This window comes from Kitasatospora sp. NPDC127116 (genome assembly GCF_042677365.1).
GTDB classification, from domain to species: domain Bacteria; phylum Actinomycetota; class Actinomycetes; order Streptomycetales; family Streptomycetaceae; genus Kitasatospora; species Kitasatospora lactacystinica.
In genome coordinates, this window is sequence record NZ_JBHXTL010000095.1 from 13,215 (window position 1) to 40,009 (window position 26,795).

At 74.3% G+C, this 26,795-nt stretch carries 17 protein-coding genes; 9 read left to right on the forward strand and 8 right to left on the reverse strand.

Annotated features, from left to right (window positions below):
- Positions 1-119: 119 nt before the first annotated feature.
- Both ACFVHV_RS30615 and ACFVHV_RS30620 read left to right on the forward strand, forming a co-directional pair.
- Entirely contained in the window at positions 120-737 is a 618-nt protein-coding gene (locus ACFVHV_RS30615) for a hypothetical protein (protein ID WP_380355304.1), read from the forward strand.
- 171 nt (positions 738-908) lie between these two features.
- Positions 909-2,099: a CapA family protein gene (locus tag ACFVHV_RS30620; RefSeq protein WP_380355306.1), complete on the forward strand. Its 1,191-nt coding sequence runs from the start codon at positions 909-911 to the stop codon at positions 2,097-2,099.
- 72 nt (positions 2,100-2,171) lie between these two features.
- Here ACFVHV_RS30620 and ACFVHV_RS30625 read toward each other — a convergent pair whose 3' ends face one another.
- Positions 2,172-4,937, reverse strand: coding sequence for a SpoIIE family protein phosphatase (locus ACFVHV_RS30625; protein ID WP_380355308.1), 2,766 nt, complete (start codon positions 4,935-4,937; stop codon positions 2,172-2,174).
- Between the two features lie 448 nt (positions 4,938-5,385).
- Here ACFVHV_RS30625 and ACFVHV_RS30630 point away from each other — a divergent pair, with 448 nt between their 5' ends.
- Positions 5,386-6,546 (forward strand): hypothetical protein, encoded by a 1,161-nt coding sequence (locus tag ACFVHV_RS30630; protein ID WP_380355311.1) that lies wholly within the window; start codon positions 5,386-5,388, stop codon positions 6,544-6,546.
- A 195-nt stretch (positions 6,547-6,741) separates the two neighbouring features.
- Here the strand turns inward: ACFVHV_RS30630 and ACFVHV_RS30635 are convergent, their stop codons facing one another.
- On the reverse strand, positions 6,742-8,013 hold the full coding sequence (locus ACFVHV_RS30635; protein ID WP_380355314.1) for an alpha/beta hydrolase: 1,272 nt from the start codon (positions 8,011-8,013) through the stop codon (positions 6,742-6,744).
- Positions 8,014-8,124: 111 nt separating this feature from the next.
- Between ACFVHV_RS30635 and ACFVHV_RS30640 the strand changes: the two genes are divergently transcribed.
- Positions 8,125-8,583, forward strand: a complete 459-nt coding sequence (locus ACFVHV_RS30640; protein WP_359909727.1) for a MarR family transcriptional regulator — start codon at positions 8,125-8,127, stop codon at positions 8,581-8,583.
- A gap of 427 nt (positions 8,584-9,010) precedes the next feature.
- Here ACFVHV_RS30640 and ACFVHV_RS30645 read toward each other — a convergent pair whose 3' ends face one another.
- Positions 9,011-9,214: a cold-shock protein gene (locus ACFVHV_RS30645; protein ID WP_359909730.1), complete on the reverse strand. Its 204-nt coding sequence runs from the start codon at positions 9,212-9,214 to the stop codon at positions 9,011-9,013.
- A 342-nt stretch (positions 9,215-9,556) separates the two neighbouring features.
- On the opposite strand from ACFVHV_RS30645, the gene ACFVHV_RS30650 reads away from it, so the two are divergent.
- Positions 9,557-9,967 carry a hypothetical protein gene (locus ACFVHV_RS30650; protein WP_380355317.1) on the forward strand — a complete coding sequence of 137 codons (411 nt, stop codon included), beginning with the start codon at positions 9,557-9,559 and terminating at the stop codon, positions 9,965-9,967.
- Positions 9,968-10,284: 317 nt separating this feature from the next.
- Here the strand turns inward: ACFVHV_RS30650 and ACFVHV_RS30655 are convergent, their stop codons facing one another.
- From ACFVHV_RS30655 to ACFVHV_RS30670, 4 genes are all read right to left on the reverse strand, one after another.
- The gene (locus tag ACFVHV_RS30655; RefSeq protein WP_380355319.1) at positions 10,285-11,127 is read right to left on the reverse strand and encodes a GntR family transcriptional regulator; all 843 of its coding nucleotides are present in this window, start codon (positions 11,125-11,127) and stop codon (positions 10,285-10,287) included.
- 149 nt (positions 11,128-11,276) lie between these two features.
- Positions 11,277-12,134 carry a sulfite exporter TauE/SafE family protein gene (locus ACFVHV_RS30660; RefSeq protein ID WP_380355321.1) on the reverse strand — a complete coding sequence of 286 codons (858 nt, stop codon included), beginning with the start codon at positions 12,132-12,134 and terminating at the stop codon, positions 11,277-11,279.
- Entirely contained in the window at positions 12,131-13,579 is a 1,449-nt protein-coding gene (locus ACFVHV_RS30665; RefSeq protein WP_380355324.1) for a rhodanese-like domain-containing protein, read from the reverse strand. Before ACFVHV_RS30665 ends, ACFVHV_RS30660 begins: the two co-directional genes overlap by 4 nt.
- A 219-nt stretch (positions 13,580-13,798) precedes the next feature.
- Complete coding sequence (locus tag ACFVHV_RS30670; protein ID WP_380355326.1) at positions 13,799-14,998, reverse strand: FAD/NAD(P)-binding oxidoreductase; 1,200 nt, start codon at positions 14,996-14,998, stop codon at positions 13,799-13,801.
- 265 nt (positions 14,999-15,263) lie between these two features.
- On the opposite strand from ACFVHV_RS30670, the gene ACFVHV_RS30675 reads away from it, so the two are divergent.
- Both ACFVHV_RS30675 and ACFVHV_RS30680 read left to right on the forward strand, forming a co-directional pair.
- Positions 15,264-16,178, forward strand: coding sequence for a hypothetical protein (locus ACFVHV_RS30675; RefSeq protein WP_380355329.1), 915 nt, complete (start codon positions 15,264-15,266; stop codon positions 16,176-16,178).
- Between the two features lie 182 nt (positions 16,179-16,360).
- Entirely contained in the window at positions 16,361-19,648 is a 3,288-nt protein-coding gene (locus ACFVHV_RS30680) for a BTAD domain-containing putative transcriptional regulator (RefSeq protein WP_380355332.1), read from the forward strand.
- A gap of 124 nt (positions 19,649-19,772) precedes the next feature.
- Here the strand turns inward: ACFVHV_RS30680 and ACFVHV_RS30685 are convergent, their stop codons facing one another.
- A complete protein-coding gene (locus ACFVHV_RS30685; protein ID WP_380355335.1) occupies positions 19,773-21,395 on the reverse strand; it encodes an alpha/beta hydrolase in 1,623 nt (540 codons plus the stop codon).
- Positions 21,396-21,777: 382 nt separating this feature from the next.
- Between ACFVHV_RS30685 and ACFVHV_RS30690 the strand changes: the two genes are divergently transcribed.
- Together ACFVHV_RS30690 and dnaE are read left to right on the forward strand one after the other, a co-directional pair.
- Positions 21,778-22,905 carry an NADH:flavin oxidoreductase gene (locus ACFVHV_RS30690; RefSeq protein ID WP_359909757.1) on the forward strand — a complete coding sequence of 376 codons (1,128 nt, stop codon included), beginning with the start codon at positions 21,778-21,780 and terminating at the stop codon, positions 22,903-22,905.
- A gap of 362 nt (positions 22,906-23,267) precedes the next feature.
- Positions 23,268-26,795, forward strand: a 3,528-nt coding sequence (gene dnaE, locus ACFVHV_RS30695; RefSeq protein ID WP_380355338.1) for a DNA polymerase III subunit alpha, incomplete at its 3' end; no start/stop codon positions are given.

The window sequence follows — 26,795 nt, forward strand, 5'->3', positions numbered from 1 at the left end:
CCGCTCGTCCACACCGGCCCGTCCACGCCGCACGTTCACGCCCGCCCGTCCACACCGGCCCGTCCACGCCCGCCCGTTCACACCTGCCGATGTCGGCACCCCCCGCTACGGTCCTCCCCATGAACACCGAATCCGCCACCCGCTACGAGCCGTTGCCCGGACGGGTCGGCCACGTCGCCGCCGTCGAGTCGCTCACGCTCGACGGGCGCCGCCACTTCTTCGGCTTCGACCACCGCAGCGACCTGGTCGTCTCGCCCCTCATCGAGGACCCGGACGCCATGGCCGCGTTCGCCGCCGCCCACCTGCGCCAGACCGACGGCCCTCACGATCCGGCCTACTGGGCGGTGCTGGTCGCCGACGCCGTCGACGGCTCCGACCTGGTCGGCGACAACGCCGACCGGACGTTCACCACCGACGGCCTGCGCACCGGGCTCCCCGAGCCGGGCGGCCATCTGCTCTACCTCCTCGACGCCGCCACCGACCTCGACGTGGAGACCGGCCTGCCCGCCGACGTCGACCGGGCCTGCGGGCGCCTGGGCCACGCCGGACCGCAGGACGACGACTTCGCCGACACCGTCGACCACTGCCTGGAGACCGTCATCGCCCACGGTCCGCTCCACCGTCCCGACGAGTGGACGGTCGTCCGCGGTCATCTCACCGCCGCGATCGCCGCCCTCCCCGGTAACTGGGGCCTGCTGTTCGGCCCCCTCGCCGAGGGCCTGGCCCGCATCGACTGAGCCACTGCCCCGGGTGGCCGCCCGCACACCGCTCCGCCGCGGGGGCCGGTCCTCCGGGGTACCGCCTCGTTGGGTCCCGTCGGGTGATCTCAGGGCGCGGGTTCCGCATCGGCCGGTCGGTTGCTCGCATAGTCGGACCGTCATACCCGCCGATGACCGGACGGTCCGACGATGCGATTTCCGCGCCGAGAAGTTCTCACTGCCGCCACCGCCCTGCTGCTCGCCCTCACGGGGTGCGGGGCACCGCAGGCCCGGCAGACCGCGCCGTCGCCGCTGCGCGATCCCGGCTCCGCGGCCACGCCGACCCCGTCGGGGCCACGGGCGTTCACCCTGGTCGCGACCGGGGACGTCCTGCCGCACACCGAGATCATCCGGCAGGCCGCGGAGGACGCCGGGGGCAACGGCTACGACTTCACCCCGATGCTCGCCGGCGTCAAGCCGGTCATCAGTGCCGCCGATCTGGCCATCTGCCACATGGAGACGGTGTACGGCCCCGACGGTGGGCCCTTCACCGGCTACCCGTCGTTCAAGTCGCCCCCGCAGATCGCCCGGGCGCTCAAGGACGCCGGATACAGCTCCTGCGACACCGCTTCCAACCACACGCTCGACGACGGACCCCCCGGCATCCGGCGCACGCTCGACGCCATGGACGCCGTCGGCCTCAAGCACACGGGCTCCGCCCGCGGCGCCGACGAGGCGGGCAGCCCCGCGCTGCTCACGGCAGGCGGCGCCACGGTGGCCCAGCTCGCCTACACCTACGGCACCAACGGTATCCCGCTGCCGCAGGGGCAGCCCTGGGCGGTCAACCTCATCGACCGGGAGCGGATCCTCACCGACGCCAGGACCGTCCGGGAGCGGGGGGCGGACATCGTGGTGGTCAGCCTCCACTGGGGCACCGAGTGGCAGGACGCCCCGAACGACCAGCAGCTCGCACTCGCCCGCGACCTGGCCGCCGAGCAGAGCCCAGGCCGGCCCGACATCGATCTGATCCTCGGCACCCACGCCCACATCCCGCAGGCGTACGAGAAGATCGGCGACACCTGGACGGTCTACGGCCTGGGCGACCAGCTCGCCGGACACATGTTCAACCACACCGGCGCGGAGGACCCGCGCGGGAACTGGAGCTCGATCGCCCGGTTCACCTTCTCGCCGCCGACCCGGCCCGGGCAGCGGTGGGCCGTCACCAAGGCCGAGTTCGTCCCGCAGCTGACGGACCTCGGCCCGCCCTACCGGGTCCTCGACCTGACCGAGGCCCTCCACCGCACCCCCGGCCGCGGCGACTACGCCCGGGCCCTGGAGCACATCCGGACGGTCGTGCTGAGCCGCGGCGGCGCCTCGGCAGGGCTGACCACGGCCCCCTGAGCGGACCGGCACCCGAACCGTCCCGCGAGCACGGACGGCACCGCAGCCGTCCGACGCGCACCACTCCCGGTGTCACGCCAACAGCGCCTCGAACCGGTACTCGGGCGCGGTCAGGGGCTGCTCGGACCAGATGACCTTGCCCCGGGCCGTGTACCTGGTGCCCCACCGCTCGGCCAGCTGCGCCACCAGGAACAGGCCCCGGCCGCCCTCGTCCGTGGTGGCGGCGTAGCGCAGGTGGGGGGCGGTGCTGCTGCCGTCGGAGACCTCGCAGACCAGGCTGCTGTCCTTCAGCAGCCGCACCCGGATCGGCTCGGCGCCGTAGCGGATGGCGTTGGTGATCAGCTCGCTGAGGATCAGCTCGGCCGTGAAGGTCAGCTCCTCCAGTCCCCAGGCCGTCAGCCGCTCGACGCACTCGTTGCGGACGCGGGACACGGCGGCGAAGTCGAACGGCACGTCCCAGACGGCCACGCGGTCGGGATCGAGCAGCCGGGTGCGCGCGACGAGGAGGGCGATGTCGTCGCTGCGCCGCGGTGGGACCAGCGCGTCGAACACGGCCCGGCAGGTGTCCTCCGGGGACCGGTGGTCCTGGGCGCCGGTCAGCGACCGGCGCAGCTCGTCGAGCCCGGTGCCGAGGTCCCGGTCGCGGTTCTCCACCAGCCCGTCGGTGTAGAGGACGAGCGCGGTTCCGGGTTCCAGCCGCAGCTCGGTGGTCTCGAAGGGCAGTCCGCCCACGCCGAGCGGCGGGCCGGCCGGCAGGTCGGCGAACTCGACACTGCCGTCGGGGTGGACCAGCGCGGGCGGGGGGTGCCCCGCCCGCGCCATGCTGCACTGGCCGGAGACCGGATCGTAGATCGCGTACAGGCAGGTCGCCCCGGTGACGGGCGCGTTCTTGCCCTCCTCCGCCGTCCCGGCCTCCTCGTCCTGGTCGAGTCGGGTGACCAGCTCGTCGAGGCGGGCGATCAGTTCGTCCGGGGGCAGGTCGAGGGCGGAGAAGTTGAGCACGGCGGTGCGCAGCCGGCCCATGGTGGCGGCGGCGTGCAGGCCGTGGCCGACGACGTCGCCGACGACCAGGGCCACCCGGAAGCCGGGCAGCGGGATGACGTCGAACCAGTCCCCGCCGACCCCGCGCAGCGCGGGCAGGTAGCGGTAGGCCACCTCCATGGCGCTCTGCTCGGGCAGCCCCCGGGGCAGCAGGCTGCGCTGCAGCGTCTCGGCCATCCTGTGCTCACGGGTGTAGCGGCGGGCGTTGTCCACGCAGATCGCCGTGCGGGCCACCAGTTCCTCGACGACGGAGAGGTCCTCGTCGTCGAACGGCGCGGATTCACCGGCCCGCCAGAAGTTGACCGTGCCCAGGGTCAGGCCGCGCGCCCGCAGCGGCGAGGTGATCAGCGAGTACGTCCCGTACCGGAGCACCGGGTCGGCGGCCTCCGGGGCGCCCGCCCCCCGGGCCCGCTCATGGCGCAGGTCGTCGGCCAGCGCGGCGGGCCCGGTCTTCAGGACGGTCTCGTGCGGGGCGCCGGGGAGCGGGCTGAGCTCCGTGCCCACGGGCATGAACGGCCAGTCCTCGCCGCGGCCGCCGGTGGCCGCGCGGTGGAGTCGCGGGCCGTGCTCGATGCCGAGGTCCGGGTACAGCTCCTCGCCGCGCAGCACGGGCTCGGCGAGGTCGACCGTCGTGAAGTCCGCGAACCGCGGAACGACCACGTCGGCCAGCTCCTGCGCGGTCCGTGTCACGTCCAGGGTGGTGCCCACGCGCAGCCCCGCGTCGTAGAGCAGTTGCAGCCGGGCCCGGGCCGCCTCGGCCTGCCCGGCCAGTGCCCGCAGGTCGGTGGTGTCCCGGACGGTCGCGACGCTGCCGGACCCGCCGCCGAACGGTGCGGTGGGGCGGTTGTTGACGGCGAGCAGCCGGTCCCCGGCCCGGTGCACCTCGTCGGTCGCGGTGCGCCCGGAGGCCAGCAGCCCGGCCAGTCCTGGGTCGAGCCCGAGTTCGTCGACCGACCGCCCTTCCACCCGGGGCGGCAGCTCCAGCAGTCGCCGGGCCTCGTCGTTCGCCAGCAGGACCCGCCCGTCCCCGCCGACGATCAGCACGCCCTCGCGGACCGCGTGCAGCACCGCGTCGTGGTGCTCGTACATCCGCGTCATCTCGGCCGGGCCCAGGCCGTGCGTCTGGCGCCGCAGTCGCCGCCGCACCAGCAGCGCCCCGCCCATGCCGACGGCGAGCGCGACCGCCGCGCCGCCGAACAGCAGCGGCAGCTGGCGGCTCACCGCCGTGCCCACGTGCGCGACGGTGATTCCGACCCCGACCGCTCCGGCGACCGAGCCGTCCGGCCGGGTGACCGGCGCTCCGGACTCCACCACCCGCCCGACGGGCGTCTGGAAGCTGTCGGTGGTCGGCCCCATGAGGGAGCGCGCGAACGGGCCGATCACGTGCTTCCCGACCAGGTCGGGGGTCTGGGCCGTGTAGCGGATCCCCTCCGGGTTGGCGAACACGACGTAGTCGAAGCCGCCCTGCATCACGATCTTGTCGGCCAGCGGCTGCAGCACCGCGGTCGGATCGGGGCCGTCCATCGCGCTCACCACACCGGGAGCCTGCGCCAGGGCGACGGCCGCGGCACGGGTACGGCCCGCGGCCACGCCCGTGGCGTAGCTCCGGGCCTGCAGGACGAGCGTCGTCAGCGCGGCTCCGACCAGCAGCGCCACCACGACCAGCAGACACACGAACACCTGGCCGGCGACGCTGCGCACCCGCAGCCGCGAGCGCAGACCGCCCCGGGGCGGCCGCTCCTGCCCGGGTCCGCCCGGGTCCGTACCCGCGGCGTCATGGCCGTCCGCTGCGCGCATCGGCCCGGATCAGCTTTCGGCGCGGTCGTTCATACGGGTCTCCCGTCGTCCGACGGCTGAGAGGAGTTCCGAGGCAGTGGCACCATCCTCGGCCGGACGCCGCCTCGGCCTTCAGCCTAGTACCGGGCCCTCGGCCGTGCCTCCACAGCCGCCGGGGCCCAGGGCCGCACGGGCGGCGCGGGGCCCGGCTGCCGCCTGCGGTCGTCCGAACCGCCGGGGAGCGGGCAGGCGCCTCACAGGTCCGCCGGGACGGGCCCGTCCTGCTCCTCGTGCCCCGACCGGGCCGGGCCGGTGCCGCCCCGGGCGGATGCCTGTCGACGGCTGTCGGGCCGGGCCGGTGCCGGATCGACGGCAGGAGGCTTCCACCTCTCCTCTCCCGCCCCCTGGAAGCAGGGCCGACGCCCTGTCAAACTGCCTGCCTCACAGCCTACTTGGAGAGGAACGAGCCATGACGAACGGCGACGCGCACAGACCGCCGGCGCACCGGCTACGGGCACTGCTCAGCCTGCTGGTCCTGGCCGCGGCCGCGCTGCTGGCCGGCCCGGTGCCGTCCGCCGCGGCGGCGGGCGGCGAGGCGGAGGCGTACTACATCGGGGACGACGGGGGCCTGTGGAGCTACCAGTACTCGGACACCGCCGGCAGCTGGAGCACGGCCGCGCGGCGCGGGCCGGCCGCGCTCGCCCCGCCGGGCGCGCGGGTGGCGGCGGTGCGGACCCCCGGCCATCGGCCCGCGGTCTACTTCACCGCGACGGACGGCTCGCTGTACGAGTACTGCGCGGACAACCCGGGCTCGGCGCCGTTCTCGATCAGCGGTCCGGCCACGGCCGAGCCCGGCGGGCGGATCACCGCCACGTTGGCGGGCACCCGGCTGACCCTTTTCACCGGTGCCTGGACGGGCGCCACGGCGGCGGCGGCACCGGCGGTCCCGCAGTTCACCGACGCGTGCCTCCCGATGACCGTGGACTGGCGCCAGCTCCCCGCCCCCGCCCTTCCGTCCTCGGAGGCGGCCTCCCTCGCCGTCACCGGCCGCGCCGGGATCTTCACGGTCGGCGACAGCGGCGGGGTGACCGTCGGCTGGACGTCGCAGGCCACCGGCGGGCTGACCAGCTACACCATCGCCCCGGCGGGCAGCGCCCGACCGGGCGGCGGCATCGCGGTGGCCCCCGGCACCACCTCCGGCACCGTGTCGGTGTTCTTCGCCGGCCGTGACGGACGGCTCAACCTGGCGACGGTCGGCGCGGGGGCCGGGCGCATCGGCTCGCTCCAGGCGAACACCACCGCTCCGACGGGCAGCGTCCCGGACGGCGCCGTCGTCTCGGCGGCCAGGAACGCGGCCGGCACCGCCGTCGGCTACGTCGCCGCCGACGGCTCCATCACCCTCGCCCACCTGTCCTCCGCGGGCCTGTGGCAGAGCACCGAGGCGATCAGCGCCACCGGCTTCTCCAACCCCGGCAGCTCGGTGGCCGTCTCGGACGTCGACGGCTACCCGGCCTGCGGCACCAACGGCCCCCGGGTCGTCCACTTCGGCCCCGTCCGCGGCCCGTCCCCCGATCCGTGGGTCGCGGCCGGCCTGAACGCGACCGTCGGCGCCGCCATGACCTTCGTGTAGGCGCGACACGACAGATCCGACGAGTCGGGCCGGTTCGGCGCGAGGGGCCCGGCTGTGCGGGGATGTGTGCTGCGGTGTGCGGACGTCCTCGGGCGCACCGCGGGGGTACCGGGGGTGCCGGGGGGTACCGGGGGTGCCGGCGGCTGAGCGTCGGCACCCCCTGGCGGTGCCCCGTGGCGGCGGCGTCCGCGGGGCTCAGCCCCGGCTCGCCCGGGCGTGCCGGATGCCGGTGAGCGCGGTCGGGGCGCCGCCGAGCCACCAGGTGGGGTCGGCGCTGCCGTCGGTGGTGCGGCCGTCGCGGTGGACGTAGTGGCGCACGTCCCGTCCGGGGTCGGCGAACTCGCCGGCGAGGGCCCGCTGCAGCCACTCCGCCCCGAACCGGAAGACCTCGGCCGCCACTCCCCCGAGCGGGTGGAACTCGTCCTCGTAGACCCGCAGTTCCTTCGGCGCCCGGACCCGCTCGAAGCTCTCCAGCGCCTGGCCGAGGTCGGTGAGCTCGTCGAACTCGCCGATCCCGTACAGCACCGGGCAGGTGATGTCGGCCACCAGGTCGCCCAGCGGCATCCGCCGGGCCAGGTCGCGGTCGAAGGCCTCCTCGTCGGTGTACCCGGCCATGAACATGTAGTTGTTCTTGAAGGTCGGCTGAGCGCGCTCGAAGATCGTCGCGAAGTCCCCGGTGACGGCCTCGAAGGCGGCGAGCGCGGCCAGCCGACGGTCGGTGGCGGCGGCCCGGGATCCCCAGTAGCCGCTCATCGAGATGCCGAACATGCCGATCCGCTCGGCGTCGACCTCCGGGAGCGCGGCCAGGTGGTCGAGGTAACGGCCGATCGCCCGCTCGTAGTTGCCGAGGTCGACGGTCAGCCCGCCGGCGCGGCTCTCGCCCTGGCCCGGCCCCTCGATGGACAGCGCGACCAGGCCGCGCGAGGTGTAGTAGCGCTCGGCCGCCCAGATGTAGTCCTCCTTGATCATGTCCATACCGGGGCCGAGGATGACGGCCGGCGCGTTCTCGACCGGTCCGGCCGGCAGGTGCAGCAGGGCGAAGATCCGCGAGCCCTCGAAGTCCAGTTCCACCCGCCGCACCCGGCCGTCGCGCAGCGCGCCCAGGCGCTCCACGCAGTGATCGGCGCGTCGGCGCATGGCCGTCTTGCGCGGGTCGGCCGCGTCGAAGATCGAGTACTGCGCCCGGCCCCACATCACCGCCGCCCGCAGGTAGAGGTCGGCGGCGGTCTGCGCGAACCCGCCGCGCTCGTGGTGGGCGGCGCGCTCCTCGGCCTGGCCGGCCACCGTCGCCCACGCCTTGGGCAGCATCGCGCCGCTCCTGACCAGCGCGAAGACCTTGGCGAAGTCGGTGTGGTCGTGGCCCAGCTGCTCCATGGTCCCGACGGCCTCGGGGTGCAGCGCGTCGAAGCCGCCCTGGGCGAGGGCGGTGTCCAGGGCCCAGGTCTGGCCGGTGGAACGGATGGTCATGGGTGTCCTCCTGGGGATCCGCTCAGCATTTGGCTAAGCACTTAATGAATAAGTACTTAGCCATTAAGTACTGAGGCTAGGCTGCTGTCAACCCGCCGAGGAGGACCGACCATGGCCGAGACGCCACCCACCGACGACCGCGCCCGGGCACTCGACCGCCTGGCCCGCGCCGCCTACCGGCTCAGCGCCGCCGACGCCCGGCTGCGCGGACGCGCCACCCGCACCCCGGGCGCGCTCTCCCTCACCCACGCCCGGGCCCTGCGCACCCTGGCCGAACAGGGGCCCCTCACCATCAGCGGGCTCGCCGCCGCCACCGAGACCACCGGCGCCGCCACCACCCAGCTGGTCAACGGCCTGGTCACGGCCGGCTACGTCACCCGCACCCGCCAGCCCGAGGACAAGCGCTCCGTCCTGGTCGCCCTCACCGACACCGGCCGGGACCGGCACGACCAGCGCCAGAACGCACTGGCCGAGGCCCTGCACACCGATCTGGACGACTACGACGACGACGCCCTCGACCGGGCCGCCGAGGTGCTGCAGCGGCTGTCCGCCGTCTACGACCGGCTGTGAGACCGCCGGCCGGTCCGAAAACCGCACCCGGGACGTCCGGCTCCCCTTGCCGTCACCGACTTTGACGATTCATCGGAAATCCGCACGGATACCGTTGGGATCTCAGTGCCGAACCGACGACCCTGGCCGCCGCCGGCGCCGCCCGGCCGGTGGAGGCGATCATGGCCGACACCTTGGGCGCCGGGTCCTGCCGGCGCCCACCGCCGACCCGGCCACTGTGTTCGACGCCGTGCGCGGCACGGGCCCGGTCCTCGCCGTGGACCAGTTCGAGGAGGTCGTCACCCTCGGCGCCGACGAGGCCGAACGGGTGGCCCCGTCTGCCGTCATCGACGGTGACGCGCCGGGAAGGGTGCGGGTTCGCTGTCGGCGGAGACGGGGGCGCCCCGCACACGGATTCCGTGCGGGGCGCCCGCTCGTGTGCAAGGGGTCAGGCGAGGCGGATGCGCTCCGCCTGCGGGCCCTTCGGGCCCTGCACGACGTCGAAGGTCACCTTCTGACCCTCCTGGAGTTCACGGAAGCCCTGAGCGTCGATGTTCGAGTAGTGGGCGAACACGTCGGGGCCGCCGCCGTCCTGCTCGATGAAGCCGAAGCCCTTCTCGGCGTTGAACCACTTCACGGTGCCGGTGGCCATGCTCTTCTCCTTCGTGGGGACTGATCGGGTCCCACGGGTGCGGGCCCGGAGATGATCGCCTTGGTCCGGAGAGGCATTGAGCAATGAGAACGCCCACGGCGGGTAACCGCGGGCGAGAACTTCGGAACCACGACTGCTTGATCAAAACGTTACACCGCAGAACATCCCGCGGCCAGGAAGTCCAACCGCGGGCGAAGCGGCGTGGTTGTCGCACCCGCAGGCGATGAGGTCGGCGTCGACCCGCCGGACGCCACCCACCGGGGCGGGGCTCCCTACTCGAAGAGATGCGGGAGGCCCGGAACCGGCAGACCCTTGGAGGAGATCCGACCTCCGAGGAGAGCGATGACCGGTGCCAGTGCCTCACGGGAACCGAGCGTCATGGTGCACATGTCGATCTCCGGTGCGCCAGCGGTGGCGAACGTCGTCGCCGACACGGTGGGGCAGTCGTTCGGGCTTATCGCCGTCCCTGGTCCTGGCTCCGCGGGGGACTATGTCTCCCTCGCCGATCAGGTGGTCCACACCCGCTGGCAGGTGGACACGTCGGCGCCGATCGCGGAGACCCCCGCCCGACCGGTTGCCCACGCAGATGCCGGTTCCGGCCCGGTGAAGGTGGAGCTCGGTGGCAGAGCCGACGCCGTGGCCAAGGTCGCGGCGCTGATCCGCGCCCGTTTCCGCACCGGACCCCCGGCGGGATTCTCCCAGGCGTTCGAAGTGTGGCCGGGGAGTCCATCGGACGCCACAGACCGGCCATGACCGAAGCGGCATGCGTGGCCGTACTCAGGTCACGGCCGACGGACACCGTCCTCGCATGCCGGGTCGGCGGGGGGACGGACGGACACGGCCGCGCACTCCTCGGATCTGTCGGCCCACCGACCGCCGGTGGTCGGCCGACCTCGTCGTCACCCCTCGGCCGGAGCCTGCTCAGGGCCCAACAGGCCGCATTCCACTGTCGGTCAGGCAGAGGTTGCCGAACAACATCCACCAGCTCCCGGGCCGGACCGGCCGTCGGCCTCCCGCGGGCCGTCCACCGACCCGCCACGGCCACCCGGCCGCCCGACCGCCCGGTCCCGTCAGGGCGTCTGGACCGAGGCGCCCAGCCGGTAGTCGTGCGCGGTGAACGCGGCGGCGACCGCGAAGCGGTCCGCCCGGACGAGCGTCTGCCGCCACTCGATCGGACGCCCGTCGGTGTCGCGGCCGAGCCGGTCGATCGCCAGCAGCGCGGTGGTCGCGGGGCAGTCGAGCAGGATGCGCTCCCCCCGGCCGGGGACCACCGCGCGGATGCGTTCCCAGCCGCCGCGGATGCTGCGGCCGCAGTGGCGTTCGAGCTCGTCGTAGAGCGAGGTGTGGGTGAAGTCGACGTCCAGCAGCGGGTGGGCCACGTCCGCGGGGAGCCAGATCCGGTCGACGGCCAGCGGTTCCTCGTCCGCCAGGCGGACACGTTCGAGGTAGACCAGCGGCGTGGACTCCTCCAGTCCCAGGCGGGCCGCGATGACGCCGTCGGCGCGCCGGTCGAGCGCGCGCACGACGCTGCGCTGGACGGCACCGACCTCCTCGACCGAGCGGAACAGGCTGTACGCCTCACCGATGTCCTGCTCCAGGGGGCGGCTCGCGGTGAACCGCGAGGCCTTGCCGCGCTGAGCGGTGACGAGGCCCTCCTCACGGAGCTTGCGCAGGGCCTCGCGGACCGTGTGCCGGCTGACCCGGTACTCGGCGACGAGGTCGTGCTCGCCGGGGAAGACGTCGTGGAACTCGCCCTCGTCGAGCCGGCGCAGCAGGTCGGCGCGCAGCTGCGCCCAGAGCGGACTGCCCGCGGCCCGGGCGAGGGGCCGGGGGCCGGGGCCGGGACCGGGACCGGGCGCGGAGGTCACGGCGCCCTCCTGGGAGTCAGGGGTCGGGTGGGTGGTGCGGGACACGAGGTGAATGTACGTACCTTCGGGGGGACAGCACAAAATCGGTGCCTGCCTGGCACCGACGGGCACCGCCGGGTGGCGACCGGCGGAAGGCGACCGCCGTCCGGACCCGAGGTGTCCGGGCGGCGGTCGCCGCGCTCACGCGGAGGCCGTCAGGCGAAGGAGCCGATCAGCATGAAGGCCGCCACCGCGAGCAGGACGACGGCGAAGGCCCGCTGCAGGGCCGCGCCGGAGAGCTTGGCCGCCAGTCGCTTGCCGTCCCAGGCGCCGAGGACCGCGGCGCCCACGAACGGCCCGAAGACCGCCGGGTCGACGGAGATGTCCGTGACCGTCAGGCGGGTGCCGAGGGAGACCACCGAGTTGACGACGATGACCACCAGGCTGGTACCGACGGCCTTGCGCATCGGCAGCCGGAGCACCGACACCAGCGCGGGCACCGCGAGGAAGCCGCCGCCGACTCCCAGCAGGCCGGTCACCGCCCCGAGGCCCGCGCCGGCCGCGACCGTGCCCAGGTGCCCGTCCCGGCCGGCCGGTTTCGCGGACGGAGCGGCGCCGCCGCCGTCCCCGGCCTCCCCGCCTTCCGCGGCCGCCCCGGTCTCCCCGGCCTCCCCGCCTTCCGCGGCCGCCCCGCCCGGAACGCGCCGCGCGCTTCGGGCGCCGCGCAGCATCACCGCGGCGGCCAGCGCGGCCAGGACGGCGAACGCGGAGGTCAGCACCGGCTGCGGGATGCGGTGGGCGAGCACGGACGCCCCGATGGCGGGGAGCACGCCGGCCGCGGCGAACAGTGCGCCGGTGCGCCACTGGACGGTGCCGCTGCCCGCGTGGCGGGTCAGCGCGGTGACGGAGGTGGCGGTGACGATGACCAGGCTGGTGGTCCCGGCGTCGGAGGGCGACAGGCCCAGCAGGTACACCAGGGCCGGGACCGCGAGCACTCCCCCGCCGCCGCCCAGCGCGCCGAGGGCCACGCCGACCACGGCTCCACAGAGCAGAGCGGTGATCAGGACGCTCACGCCGTGACGCCGTCCGCGGCCTGGCCGGCGGGGCGCACGACCTCGCCGTTCCAGGCGGCGAAGCCGCCGCGCAGGTCGACGGCCTCGAAGCCGCGGGCGCGCAGCACGGACGCGGCCACCGAGGAGCGGTTGCCGCCCGCGCAGATGACGGTCAGCGGCTGATCGGTCGGCAGTTCGCCCAGGCGGGCGAGCAGTTCGGGCAGCGGGAGGAGCCGGGCGCCGGGGAGGGTGCCCTTGTCCTGCGTCTCGCCCGGGCCGCGTACGTCCAGCAGCGTGAAGTCGGCTTCGCCCTCGACGAGTTGACCGTCGGTGGAGCGGGTGAGGGAGCGGGCGAGGTCGTCGGCGTCCACGCGCGCGACCGAGGTCAGGTGCGCGGCGTCGATCGCCTCGACGGCGGTGCCCAGGGCGCCCAGGACGCGGTCGAAGCCGATCCGGGCGAGGCGGGTCCGGGCCTCGGTCGCCGTGTCCGGGTCGCCGCACAGGACGACGGCGTCCTGGGCGTCGAGCACCTGGCCGGCGAGTTCGGCGAACCGGCCGCCGAGGGGGATGTTGACCGCGCCGTGCAGGTGGGCGGCGGCGAACGCCTCCGGATCCCGGGTGTCCAGCACGGTGGCGCCGCCCGCCCGGGCCTGGAGGAACGCCTCCGGGGTGAGCGGCGGGACGGGGGTGTCCTCGTCCAGGACCGGACGGGCCTGGCGGTTGCGCACCGAGGTGAACGCGAAGTAGGCGGGCGCGGCGGGCTGGCCGGCGGTCACCACGGCGACGAACTCGTCCTCGGTCATGTCGGCCAGGGCGTAGTTGCCGCGGCGCTGGTTGCCGATCGTGCAGCTCAGCTCGGTGGAGAGGTTCTTGCCGCAGGCCGAGCCGGCGCCGTGCGCCGGGTAGACGCGCGTGTCGTCGGGGAGGGTCAGCAGGGCCCGGGTGGAGCGGTACAGCAGGCGGGCCATCTCCTCGGCGGACCGCCCGCGCGAGCTGAGCAGGTCGGGGCGGCCGACGTCGCCGATGAACAGCGTGTCGCCGGTGAGCACACCGAACGGGACGGCGTCACCGGCGTGTTCGCGCACGAGGACGCAGATCGATTCGGGGGTGTGGCCCGGGGTGTGCAGGATCTCCAGGTCGACCTCGCCGAGGCCGATCCGCTCGCCGTCGCCCAGGGGGTCGGTGTCGAAGTCCAGCGCGGCGGCGGAGCCGTAGGAGATGCGCGCGCCGGTGCGCTCGGCGAGTTCCAGGTGGCCGGAGAGGAAGTCCGCGTGGATGTGGGTCTCGATGACCCGCTCGATGGTCAGTCCGTGCTGTTCGGCGGCGGCGAGGTACTCGCGGACGTCGCGCTGGGGGTCGACCACGACGGCCCGGCCGGTGGTGCGGTCACCGACGAGGTACGAGGCGTGGGAGAGGCAGTCGAGGTAGAACTGCACGAAGACCAGTGGTCCGGCGGGCGTCGTCATCCGGGGCTCCTGAGGGTGGAGGGTGGCTGCGCCCCGCGGCCTTGGGGGCGGGGCGTGGGTACGGGCGGGCGTGGGTACGGGCGGATGCGGGCACGGGCGGGATGTCGCCCGGCAGCACGCCGTGGGCGCGCGAAGGGCCGCGCCGGCGGGAGGCCCGAGTGGTGGGCCGTACGGGAGATCCGGGGCGCGCGGGCGCCCGGGGGTGCGTGACCGCGAGGGTCAGGCAAGCCCGCGGAGCATGAGGTTCCAGTAGAGGAACGGCAGCCCGCGCCGCTTGAGGTACCACATGTCGGTGCGCTCGCGGACGGTGTTGATCACCGGGATCGACGGGGCGGGCCGCCCGCTGTAGTCGAACTCGGCGAGCAGCATCTTGTTGCGGGCGGTGGTCAGCGGGCAGGAGGCGTAGCCGTCGTACGCGGCCTCGGGCTCGCGGCCGTCGAGGGTGGCGAGGAGGTTCTCGACGAGCACCGGGGCCTGCTTGCGCACCGCTGCGCCGGTCTTGGAGTTCGGGGAGGATCCGGCGTCACCGAGCGCCCACACGTTGGGGTGACGGACGTGCCGCATGGTGTACTTGTCGATCTCGACGTAGCCGGCCGGGTCGTCCGCGCCGGCGAGCGGGCCGCGCTTGATCCAGTCCGGGGCGCTCTGCGGCGGCACCAGGTGGGCGACGTCGTACGGCAGGGTCGTCCTGCCCCCGGTCCCCAGATCGGTGACGACCACCTCGCGGGCCTCCGGGCGCACCTCGGTGACCTCGCTCCCGTAGTGGACCTTGATGCCATACCGGCGGACCACGCCTTCGAGGACGCGGGCGAACTCCGGGACGCCGAAGATCGCGGTGCCGGGGATCACCAGGTGGACGTCGATCCTGCCGAGCACGCCCTCCCTGCGCCAGTGGTCGGCGGCCAGGTAGGCGATCTTCTGCGGGGCGCCGCCGCACTTGATGGCTCCCGCGGGCATGCTGAACACCGCGCTGCCGGAGCGGGTCCCGCGGATGAAGCGCCAGGTCGCGGGGGCGTGCTGCGGCAGGTAGTTGCTGGACAGTCCGTCCTGGCCGAGCCCGGCTTCCAGACCCGGTATCCGGTCCCAGTCCAGCTGGATGCCGGGGCAGACCACGAGGTGGTCGTAGGAGACCGTGCCGCCGTCGTCCAGCGCCACCTCCCGGGCCTCGGGGTCGACGGCGACCGCGGCGCGGCGTATCCACTGCACGCCCTTCGGCATGACGGACGCCTGGGGCCGGATGCTCTCCGCCAGCGGCGCCCGGCCTCCGCCGACCAGCGTCCACAGCGGCTGGTAGTAGTGATGACCGCTCGGATCGAGCACCGCGACGTCCCGCTGGCCGGCGCGGCGCAGCCGGGCCGCGACCGAGATCCCCGCGGTCCCGCCGCCGATGATCACGATCCGGTGATGCCTGGTTATCAAGTGGACCCTCCCTGGCGAAATGTACGGACATTAAGCTAGGTCGGACCCGCCACGGACCGCAAGCCATTGTCCGTACATTTGCCTCCGGGGCACGGCGCCGCCCTGATCGACCGCCACGGGCGGCGTCCGGCCGACGTGCCGAACGGGACTTGCACGGATTCCCCGACACCCGGCAGCGCATGATGAAACGATGAACGGGCCATGGTCAGGCCCGACTTGGAGGTCGTCGTTGCCGGGTGACAAGCGGAGCGTCCAGGAGGGAGCCGTGCCCACCGCACGCATCACCCCCGGCGACTTCCCCACCAGCCCGCTCGCCCTGCGCTTCGCCGACCCCGCCGGACAGGCCCCGGCCCGCGCCTTCGCCGCCGGGCAGGCGGCCGCCGCCACCGAAGCGGCCGGCCTGCTGGCCCGGATGTGGGAGACCGCCGGGGACCGGCCCGCCCGGGTCGCCGCGCTGGCCACCGTCCACGCGCGGCTGGTCGACTGGCGCTACCGCCTCGCCGTCACGATGGGCCCGCCTCCCGGCATCGCCGGCACCGCCTTCAACCCGGAGCGCTTCCGCACCCCGATCCGGGAGGGCGACACCAACTACGACCGCCTCGGCGAGGTCGGCCGTCTGCGCGAGGGCGCTCGATGGGACCGGACCACCCGCACCTACACCGGCGGCCGCGCGACCCCGGCCTGGGAGGCCATGCTCCGCTACGGCCGTCTCGCCGAGCGGCGCTTCGCCGCCGAGGGCGTCACGGGCGACATCCTCCAGAACCGGGTGCTCCTGCCGGACGGACGGCGGATCGCCGGCAACCGCCTCCTGCGGGGAGACGCCGCCCGCCGCACCGACGCCGAACTCGTCGCCCGGTACGCGGCCCGGGGCCTGGACACCTCCTGGATCGAGAGCGGCGGCACGCCGATCTACACCGCCACCCCCGCGCCTCGGGACGGCGCCGTCCTGCACGCCGCCGCCCTGGACCTCCTGGCCCGCCCCCGCCTCACCACCGAGGACTACCTGCTCGCCCGCTACCTGCTCTTCCAGGCCCCGCGGACCAAGAAGGGGAGCGACGCCGTGACCAGGACGTTCATCGTCGCGGTCGGCGCCGTCGCCCTCCCCGGCACCGCGCCCGCCCTGCCCGAGGACATCGACCTGCGCAGCTACGTCCTCGGCCGGCCCCGCTTCCGCCCGTAGCCGGGCAGCGCCCGCACGGCTCGCCGACCGCCCCGGTCGGCCCCCGCCCGAACTCGCCCCGGCCCGACCTGCCCCCGGAGCCGAGCTGCCCCCGGAGCCGAGCTGCCCCAGGACCCGAGCTGCCCCCGGGCCCCAGGATAATGATCTTGTTTGTCGGGCGGGGCCGAGCGAGGACGGGCGGCATGCGGATCAAGGTTCTGGGGCCTCTCCAGGTCGTACGGGGAGAGGACGGGCGCACCGTCGAGGTCGGCGGGGCGCGGCTGCGGCTGCTGCTGGTCCGGCTGGCCCTCGACCCCGGGCGGGTGGTCACCCGCGAGCGGCTGGTCGACGACCTCTGGGGGGACACGCCACCGGATGAGCCCGCCGGCGCCGTGCAGTCCCTGGTCTCCCGGCTCCGCCGGGCGCTGGGGGCGGACCGGACGGTGATCGGCTCGCATCCCGCCGGGTACCTGCTCGACCTGCCCCGGGCGAGCGTGGACGCCTGGGACTTCGAGCAGCGCGTGACGGCCGGGCGGGCGGCGCTGGCGGCGGGCGGGTTCGCCGAGGCGGCCACCGTGCTGGGCGAGGCGGTGAAGCTGTGGCGCGGGGCACCGTTCACGGAGGCCGAGGGCGCCGGATTCGCCGCCGCACCGGCGGCCCGGCTGGCCGAACTGCGGCTGTCGGCGGCCGAGGACCACGCGGACGCGGTCCTCGCGCTCGGCGCGGCCGACCGGGTGCCGGGACTGGTCGCGGAGCTCACCGAACTCTGCGCGGCCAATCCGCTGCGCGAGCGGGCCGCGGCCCGTCTGATGCGCGCGCTGGAGACGAACGGGCAGCAGGCCGCGGCGCTGGAGGTGTTCGAACGCACCCGGCGGGCGCTGGCCGGGGAACTGGGCGCCGACCCGTCCGCCGAACTGCGGGACGTCCACCTGCGGGTGCTGTCCGGCGCCGAGCCGCCGAGGTCAGGACCTGCCCCGGCGCCCGTGGGCAGTCCGGCCGGACGCGCCGCGCTGCCCACCTGGCTGACCGGCCTGGTCGGCCGCGACGACGCGGTGACGGCGATCCGGGAGCGGCTCGGCCGGTCGCGCCTGGTGACACTCACCGGGCCGGGCGGCGTCGGCAAGACCCGGCTGGCGGTCGCGGTCGCGGCCGCCGCGCCTGTCGGAACCGACGTACGGCTGGCGGAACTGGCCGATGTCAGCATCCCCGACGTCAACGCCCCCGACGTCGGCACCCCCGACGCGGTGGCCCGGGCCGTCCTGACGGCGGTCCGTCCGCCGCAGGACTCCGGGGTGCCGGCGGACGGACCGCCCGTCGGCACCCCGGCCGGCGATCCGGTCGACCGCATCGTCCGCGCGTTGGAGGGCCGCGAGACCCTGCTCGTCCTGGACAACTGCGAACACGTGGTCGAGGCCGCGGCCCGGCTGGCCCACCGACTGCTGACCGCCGTGCCGGGCCTCACCGTGCTGGCCACCAGCCGGGAACCGCTCGGGCTGACCGGCGAGACCCTCTGGCCGGTACCCCCGCTCGCCGTACCCCCGCCGGCCACCACCGCGGAGGAGGCGCTCGCCCACCCCGCCGTCGCCCTGTTCGCCGAACGGGCCGCCGCGGCGGCCCCGGACTTCACCCTCGACCGGAACACCGTCGAGCCCGTCGTCCGGATCTGCCGGGAACTGGACGGCCTTCCGCTCGCCCTGGAGCTGGCGGCGGCACGACTGCGCTCCCTCGGCCCCGGGCACCTCGCGGCGCGGCTGCACGACCGGCTCCGGCTGCTGGACCGGGGCCCCCGCACCGCCCCCGGCCGGCATCGCACGCTGCGCGCCGTCATCGGCTGGAGCTGGGACCTGCTCGACGAGGACGAACGCGTCCTGCTGCGGCGGCTGTCGGTGTTCGCCGGCGGGGCGCTCCTGTCCGACGCCCACCGGGTCTGCTCCGGCCGTTGGCCGGGCGGTCCGGCACCGGACGTGGTGGCCGTGGAGGACCTGCTGGCGTCCCTGGTCGAGAAATCCCTGGTGGTGGCCACCGGCCGGGGCGGCGGGCCGCTGCGGTTCCGGCTGCTGGAGACCGTTCGCGAGTACGCCGCCGAACAGCTCGTCGCGGCCGGGGAGGCGGACCGGACCGGCGCCGAGCACCTGGGCCGCTACCTCGCCCTCGCCGAGACCGCCGAGCCCCGGTTGCGCACGGACGACCAGCTGAACCGGCTGGCCCGGCTGGACGCCGAGCACCTCAACCTGGACGCGGCGCTGCGCCGGGCGGTCGCCGTCGGCCCGCCGGAACACGCGCTGCGGTTGGCGGCCGCCCGGATCTGGCCGTGGCTGATGCGCGGTCAGGGACACGAGGCCGGCGAGTGGACGACGGCCGTCCTCGCGGCTCACGGCCACACCCCGCCGCCCGGCCTGGAGCAGGCGCACGCGCTGTGCGTGATCCTCTCCGGGCTCACCGTGCCACTGCGGGATCCGGACGGGACGGCGGCCCCGGCCGAGGCGATGGGGCAGGCGCTGGTCACGGCGCTGGAGGCGGACCACCCGGTCGCGCTCGGGGCGGCGCTCCTGCTGGCCCTGGGCGGGCCGCCCGGGGCCACGAGCGCGGCGGCGGAGCGGTTCCTCGGGCATCCCGACGCCTGGGTCCGGGCCGGCGCCCATCTGGCGCTCGGCCGCGTCGAGCTGGGCGCCGGCCGGATCGCGGAGGCCGAGCACGGTCTGCGGACCGCGGTGGACGGCTTCCGGGCGCTCGGTGACCGCTGGGGCCTGGCGATGGCCCTGGTCACGCTGGCCGCGCTGCTGTCCGTCACCGGCGCGGCCGACGAGGCGCTGACCGCGCTCCTCCAGGCCCGCGACTGCGACGCCCGGATGGGCGGCGCCGGCGACGCCCCGCTGCCGCTGCTGCTGTCCGGCCGGCTAAGGACCCGGAACGGCGAGCCGGACGAGGCCCGGGCCGACCTGGAACGCGCGCTGGCCGCCGCCGTACGGGCGCGGGACCCGCACCTCCAGGCCGCGTCCCGCTACGCGCTCGGTGAACTCGCCAGAAGGACCGGCGACTTGACGGCGGCGCTGCGCGACCAGCAGGAGACGCTACGGAGGCTGGAGCGCCTCTCCCCGGCCGACGCCGCGGCTCCCACCCGGCGGCACCTGCTCGCCCTGCTGCACACCAGCCTGGGCCGCATCCGGCTTCGCCTCCGCACGCCCGAGCAGGCCGGCCCGCTGCACCGCCGGGCACTGGAGCTGGCCGCGGAGGGCGGTGACCGGCCGGTCCGCGCCGACGTGCTGGAGGGCTTCGCCGAGTACTGCCTGGCCCAGGGCGAGCCGACCCGGGGCGCGGCCGCACTGGGCGCGGCGTACGCGCTGCGCGGAGCCCATGACCCGGGCGACCCGGAGCTGCGCGCCGTCCTGGACGGCTGCGCCGAGGCGCTCGGTGAGGACGGCTTCCGCAGCGCCTGGGAACGCGGCCGGGCGCTGTCGCGACCGGAGTCGCTGGCCCGGGAGGCAGGCTGACGGTTCCGCCGGGACGGTCGGCGAGGGAGCGTCCGACGGTCCGCACGGCCCGCACGACCCGCACGACCCGCACGGCGGACAGGTCCGCACGGCCCCGCTGCCGGGGCTGGGCGGACCGGTCGGCTCAGCCCGCGAAGGGCTGCCGGTCGGATGCGCAGACCGTCCCGCGCGCCGGGAGCACGCCGTCGATCAGGTAGCGCGTCTCGTACCGGGCCGCGCAGCCGCTGGGGTTGGCCAGGACCGTGTGGCCGTAGCCGTCGACGGTCAGCAGTTCGGCGCGGGCGAGCGACCGGGCCATGGCGCGGGACCCCTCGTACGGCATGCCCGGGTCCCCGGTGGCGGCGACGACCAGGATCGGCCGGGCGGTCGGGTGGTTCCACGGGCCGTCGTAGCGGTCGCGGTCCCGGACCGGCCAGTCGGCGCAGCGCTCCGCGGCCCACGCGAAGTACGGGCCGACCTCGCCGGAACGGGAGCGGGCGACTGCTGCCTGGGCCGGGTAGTCGGCACCGGCCGGCGGGTTGGCACTGTCCGAGCACATCACCGCGAGCGCCTGGTCGGGGGACGCGTGGGAGACGGGCGGCAGCGGCGCGGCAGGTGCCTCGGTGGCGGTCCACAGGGCCTGGAGCGTGCCGCCGAGCCGGGACCAGCCCGTGCCGGGCAGGCCGGGGACGGGGTTCGCCGCGTAGAGCGACAGGACCGTCGTCTCCAGGGCCGAACCGGCGGTGAAGGTCGTGCCGGAGACGGCGACCGGCCGGGTCCGCAGCCGCTGGAGCAACTCGGCGAACCGGTCACGCGTGGCGGTGGCCGTCCCGGCGGAGAAGGCGCACGCCTGCGGGCCGACCCGACCGCACCGGTCGAGGAAGGCGTCGAGGATCCGGCCGGCGGCCAGGTCGTTGCCGTTGCGCAGGAGGGTGCCCTCGGCCGCGGCCTGCCCGTTCCGGCCGGTGGACCAGGCCACCGGGTCCATGGCGCTGTCCAGGACCATGGCGCGGACCCGGCCGGGGAACAGGTTGGCGTAGGTGGCACCCAGGTAGCTGCCGTACGAGGTGCCCAGGTAGCTGAGCTGCCGGTCGCCGACCGCGCGGCGCAGCAGGTCCATGTCCCGGGCGACGTTCGCGGTGGAGACGTGGGACAGCAGGGCGGCGTCGCGGGCCCCGCACTGCCGCCCGAGGCGCCGGTAGGCATCGGTCCACGCCCGCTGCTGGACGGCGTCCTCGGGGTAGCCGGCCGCGGTGCCGGCCAGCAGGGCCTGCTCCTCCGCCGGGTTCTCGAAGCACTGGACGCCGGCGCTGCCGCCGGTGCCCCGCGGGTCGAAGCCGACGATGTCGAAGCGCGCGCGGACCTCCTCGGGGAAGAGGTCGAGCATCGCGGGCAGGGCCGCGGTGCCGGGCACGGCCGGGCCGCCGGGGTTGTAGAACAGCGAGCCGATCCGGTGGGCCGGGTCGCTCGCCGGGTGACGAATGACGGAGAGGTCCAGGCCCGCCCCGCGCGGGTCGTGGTGGTCGAGCGGGACGCGGGCGCTCGCGCACTCGAAGCCGTCCCCGCAGCTCGCCCAGTCGAGCCGCGGCACCGGCGCGGTGTCCGCGGCGGCGGCAGCGGGCGCGGGGGCCGTCGCGGCCAGCAGGGCGGCGGCCACCGCGCCCGCGCCCAGACGCCAGGCGGTCGCCACGCGGTGCCCCGCCGTGCGGGACGCCCTCGGCCGGCGGCGGCCCCCGACGGGGCCGGTGGGACGGGATGTGCGAGTCATGCGGGAGTCCTTTCGTCCGTGGCCGGGCGGTCGCGCGCTCCTCGGTCGCGGCGCTCCTCCCGACGCGTCCCACCGTTCCGCACCTCGCTGGCAGACCCCTGGCAGAGCGCTGGCAGCCACCCCGGCCGGCAGGCCTGCGGCTCACCCGTAGCGGGGGGCACGCCGGCGGGGGGCACGCCGGCGGGGGGCACGGCCGGCGGGGGGCACGGCCGGCGGGCGGCCGCGCCCCGGCCCCGAGGGGGCGCGGCGCGCGGCGCGCAGTGGCGCGGATCACAGCCGGTCGGGCGGGGTCGGCGAAATGCGGGGGCCGCCGGGGTGGTTGGCACGGGCGACCGCTTCCGCCCCGGCGCACGCCATCGCTGCCGCTACCGCGAGGAATCCCATGACCGTCACCGAGAACCCGGCCTCCCGCGCGGCCGGGATCCTGTCCCGGCCCGTCACGATCAACGGGCTGACCGTGCCCAACCGCATCGCGATGGCGCCGATGACGCGCAGGTTCTCCCCCGGCGGCGTACCCGGCGAGGACGTGCGCTCGTACTACGCCCGCCGCGCCGCCGCCGGCGTGGGCCTGATCGTCACCGAGGGCACGTACGTCGGCCACGAGTCGGCCGGCCAGAGCGACGACATCCCGCGCTTCCACGGCGAGGAGCAGCTGGCCGGGTGGGCCCGCGTCGCCGAGGCCGTCCACGCGGCGGGCGGCACCATCGTGCCGCAGCTCTGGCACATCGGCATGGTGCGCAAGCAGGGCGACCCGCCGTTCGCCGACGCCCCCGCCGTCGGCCCGTCCGGGATCCGGCTGGACGGGACCGAGGGAACCGGTCGGGCGATGACCCGGGCCGACCTGGACGCCGTCATCGGCGCGTTCGCCGAGGCCGCCGCGGCCGCCGAGCGGATCGGCTTCGACGGCGTGGAACTGCACGGCGCTCACGGCTACCTGCTCGACCAGTTCCTGTGGGCGGGCACCAACCGCCGCACCGACGCCTACGGGGGCGACGCGGTCGCCCGGACGGCGTTCACGGCCGAGCTCGTCGCCGCGGTGCGCGAGGCCGTCTCCCCGGAGTTCCCGGTGATCTTCCGCTACTCGCAGTGGAAGTCGGAGAACTACGAGGCCCGTCTCGCCGAGACGCCCCAGGAGCTGGAGGCGATCCTCGCCCCGCTCGCCGCGGCCGGCGTCGACGCCTTCCACGCCTCGACCCGCCGCTACTGGGTCCCCGAGTTCGAGGACTCGGACCTCAACCTCGCCGGCTGGACCAGGAAGCTCACCGGCCGCCCCGCCATCACCGTCGGCTCGGTCGGCCTCGACGGCGACTTCGTCCGCGCGTTCGCGGGCGAGGGCTCCCCGGTCCGGGGCATCGACAACCTGCTCGACCGGCTGGAGCGCGACGAGTTCGACCTGGTCGCCGTCGGCCGCGCCCTGCTCCAGGACCCGCAGTGGGCCGCCAAGGTCCTCTCCGGCCGCTTCGACGACCTGCGCCCCTACGACGCCGCCGCGATCCGCACCCTGAGCTGACCACCGCGCCCGAGGGCCCGGCCGCACCGCGCGTGCGGCCGGGTCCGGCGGGCCGGGCGAGGCCCGACCCCGGGCCCCACTGCTCCGCTGCTCCACTGCTGCACAACCCGACTGCCCCGCAGTCGAGTTGGCAGGCCTGCCCTCGCGTCGGCCTGCCTCCGCCGCGCCCCCGCGCCACGCCCCCCGGGCCACGCCCCCGGGCAAACGGGCCCCACCCTACCCGGACGTGCCGTCGCCCGTCGGGGAACCGGGGAGGATGCGTCAAGGTCCCGGCAACGGGACCCCGGCCCGGCGCGTCGCCCCAACCGATCGGCTAGCGTGGGACGCTCCCCGACCGACACCCCTTCCTGGAGCACAGCGCCGTGTCCGACAGCTTCGCGCACCTGCACGTCCACACCGAGTACTCGATGCTGGACGGGGCGGCGAAGAACGGCAAGCTCTTCGCCGAGGCGGAGAGACAGGGCATGCCCGCCATCGCGATGAGCGACCACGGCAACATGTTCGGCGCCTACGAGTTCTTCCACTCCGCCGCGAAGACCGGGGTGAAGCCGATCATCGGCATCGAGGCGTACGTCGCCCCGGCCTCCCGCTTCCTGAAGAAGCAGGTGTTCTGGTCGCCGGGCGGCCAGCGCCCGTCCGGCGCCGACGGCGAGGGCGGCAAGGACGTCTCCGGCGGCGGCCGCTACACCCACATGACCATGTGGGCACAGAACGCCACCGGTCTGCGGAACCTCTTCAAGCTCTCCTCGCTCGCGTCGATGGAGGGCTACTACATGAAGCCCCGGATGGACCGCGAGCTGATCGCCGCCAACGCGACCGGCATCATCGCCACCACCGGCTGCCCCTCCGGCGAGGTGCAGACCCGGCTGCGGCTCGGGCAGTACGAGGAGGCGGTCAAGGCCGCCGGCGCCTATCAGGACATCTTCGGGAAGGAGAACTACTTCCTGGAGCTGATGGACCACGACCTGTCCATCGAGAGGGACGTCCGCGAGGACCTGCTGCGCCTGGCCAAGCAGCTGAACATCCCGCTGCTGGCCACCAACGACTCGCACTACGTGACCGCCGACCAGGCCGACGCCCACGACAGCCTGCTCTGCGTCGGCGTGGGCAAGAACAAGGACGACCCGAACCGGTTCAAGTTCAACGGCAGCGGCTACTACGTGAAGACCGCCGAGGAGATGCGCGAGCTCTTCCGCGAACTGCCGGAGGCCTGCGACAACACGCTCGCGATCGCCGAGCGGGTCGAGTCGTACGACGAGGTCTTCAACTACGTCGACCGGATGCCGCAGTTCGACGTCCCCGAGGGCGAGACCCAGGCCTCGTTCCTGCGCCAGAAGATCGCCGCCGGCCTCCAGCACCGCTACGGCGACAACCCGAGCCAGGAGGTGCTGGACCGGGTCGAACTGGAGATGGGCGTCATCTCCCCGATGGGCTTCGACGCCTACTTCCTCGTGGTCGCCGACATCTGCCAGTACGCGCGGGACAACGGCATCCCGGTCGGCCCGGGCCGAGGCTCGGCGGCCGGCTCGATGGTCTCCTACCTGACCCGGATCACCGAGCTGGACCCGCTGGAGCACGACCTGCTGTTCGAGCGGTTCCTGAACCCCGAGCGCATCAACCCCCCGGACGTCGACATCGACTTCGACGACCGCCAGCGCGACCAGATGGTGCGCTACGTCACCGAGAAGTACGGCTCCGCCTACACCGCCCAGGTCAACACCTTCGGCACGATCAAGGCCAAGGCCGCCGTCAAGGACGCCAACCGCATCCTCGGCTACCCGTTCGCGATGGGCGACCGGATCACCAAGGCGATGCCGCCGGACGTCATGGGCAAGGGCGTCCCACTGGCGGACCTCTTCAACGAGAAGCACCCGCGGTACAACGAGGGCACCGAGATCCGCTCGCTGTACGAGAACGAGTCCGACGTCAAGAAGATCATCGACACCGGACTGGGCATCGAGGGCCTGATCCGCGGCACCGGTGTGCACGCCGCCGCCGTCATCCTCTCCTCGACTCCGCTGCTCGACCTCATCCCGCTGCACATGCGGGACAAGGACGGCGTGATCATCACCGGCTTCGACTACCCGTCGTGCGAAGCCATGGGCCTGATCAAGATGGACTTCCTGGGGCTGCGGAACCTGGGCATCATCGATCACTGCATCAAGATCGTCAAGGCCAACCGGGGCGTGGACGTCGACATCGAGAAGATCCCGATCGACGACCCCACCACCTACCAGCTGCTGGCCCGCGGCGACACCCTCGGCGTGTTCCAGCTCGACGGCGGCCCCATGCGCGCCCTGCTCAAGCTGATGAAGCCCACCGAGTTCGCCGACATCTCCGCCGTCTCCGCGCTCTACCGGCCCGGCCCGATGGGCATGAACTCCCACACCAACTACGCGCTCCGCAAGAACGCCCAGCAGGAGATCATCCCGATCCACCCCGAGCTGGAGGAGCCGCTGAAGGACGTCCTCGGCCCCACCTACGGCCTCATCGTCTACCAGGAGCAGGTCCAGCGCGCCGCCCAGGTGCTCGCCGGCTACTCGCTCGGCCAGGCCGACCTGCTCCGCCGGGCGATGGGCAAGAAGAAGAAGGAGGTGCTGGAGAAGGAGTTCGTCCCCTTCCACGCCGGCTGCAAGGAGCGCGGCTACTCCGACGAGGCCATCCAGGCGGTCTGGGACGTCCTGGTCCCGTTCGCCGGCTACGCGTTCAACAAATCGCACTCCGCCGCGTACGGCCTGGTCTCCTACCAGACCGCCTACCTCAAGGCCAACTACCCCGCGGAGTACATGGCCGCGCTGCTCACCTCGGTCGCCGACGACAAGGACAAGATGGCGGTCTACCTGGCCGAGTGCCGGCAGATGGGCATCAAGATCCTCTCCCCCGACGTCAACGAGTCCGTGGTCGACTTCACCGCCGTCGGCAGCGACGTCCGGTTCGGCCTCAAGGCCGTGCGCAACGTCGGCGTACCCGTGATCGAGTCCCTGGTGCGCACCCGCGGCGAGCAGGGCAAGTACACCTCCTTCGCCGACTTCCTGGACAAGGTCGAACTGGTGGTGTGCAACAAGCGCACCGTCGACTCCCTCGTCAAGGCGGGCGCCTTCGACTCCCTCGGCCACACCCGGCTCTCGCTCAGCACCGTGCACGAGAGCGCGATCGACGCCGTCACCGGGCTGAAGAAGCAACAGGCCATCGGCCAGGACGACCTCTTCGGCGCGCTGGACACCGGCAACGACGGACCCGGCATCGGGCTGGACTTCCAGCTCACCGAGAACGAATGGCCCCGCCGCCAACTCCTCGCCCTGGAACGCGAGATGCTCGGCCTCTACGTCTCCAGTCACCCGCTCGACGGCGCCGAGCACATCCTCTCCCAGAGCCGCGACACCTCGATCGCCGAACTCCTCGGCTCCGGCCGCTCCGAGGGCGAGGTGCGCCTGTCCGGCCTGATCACCGGCGTCGACCGGCGGATCAACAAGGCCGGCAACGCGTGGGCCATCATCACCCTCGCCGACCGCGACGGCTCCGTCGAGGTGCTGTTCTTCCCCGCGACCTACAACCTGATGGCCGAGCAGATGATCGAGGACAACGTCATCTCGATCCGCGGCCGGCTCAACGAACGCGACGGGTCCCTGAGCGTCTTCGGCCAGGAGATCACCACCCTCGACGTCTCCTCCGCCGAGCTCGGCACCAAGCCGCCGGTGCACATCACCGTCCCGGCCGCCCGGATCAACCCCCAGGTGGTCGCCGAACTCAAGCTCGCCCTCCAGGCCCACCCCGGCGACGTCCCGGTCCGGCTGCGCACCACCAACTGGGACAAGGACACCCTCTACGAGCTCGGATACCGGGTGAACCCGGACAACGGGCTCGCCTCGGACGTCAAGACCCTCCTCGGC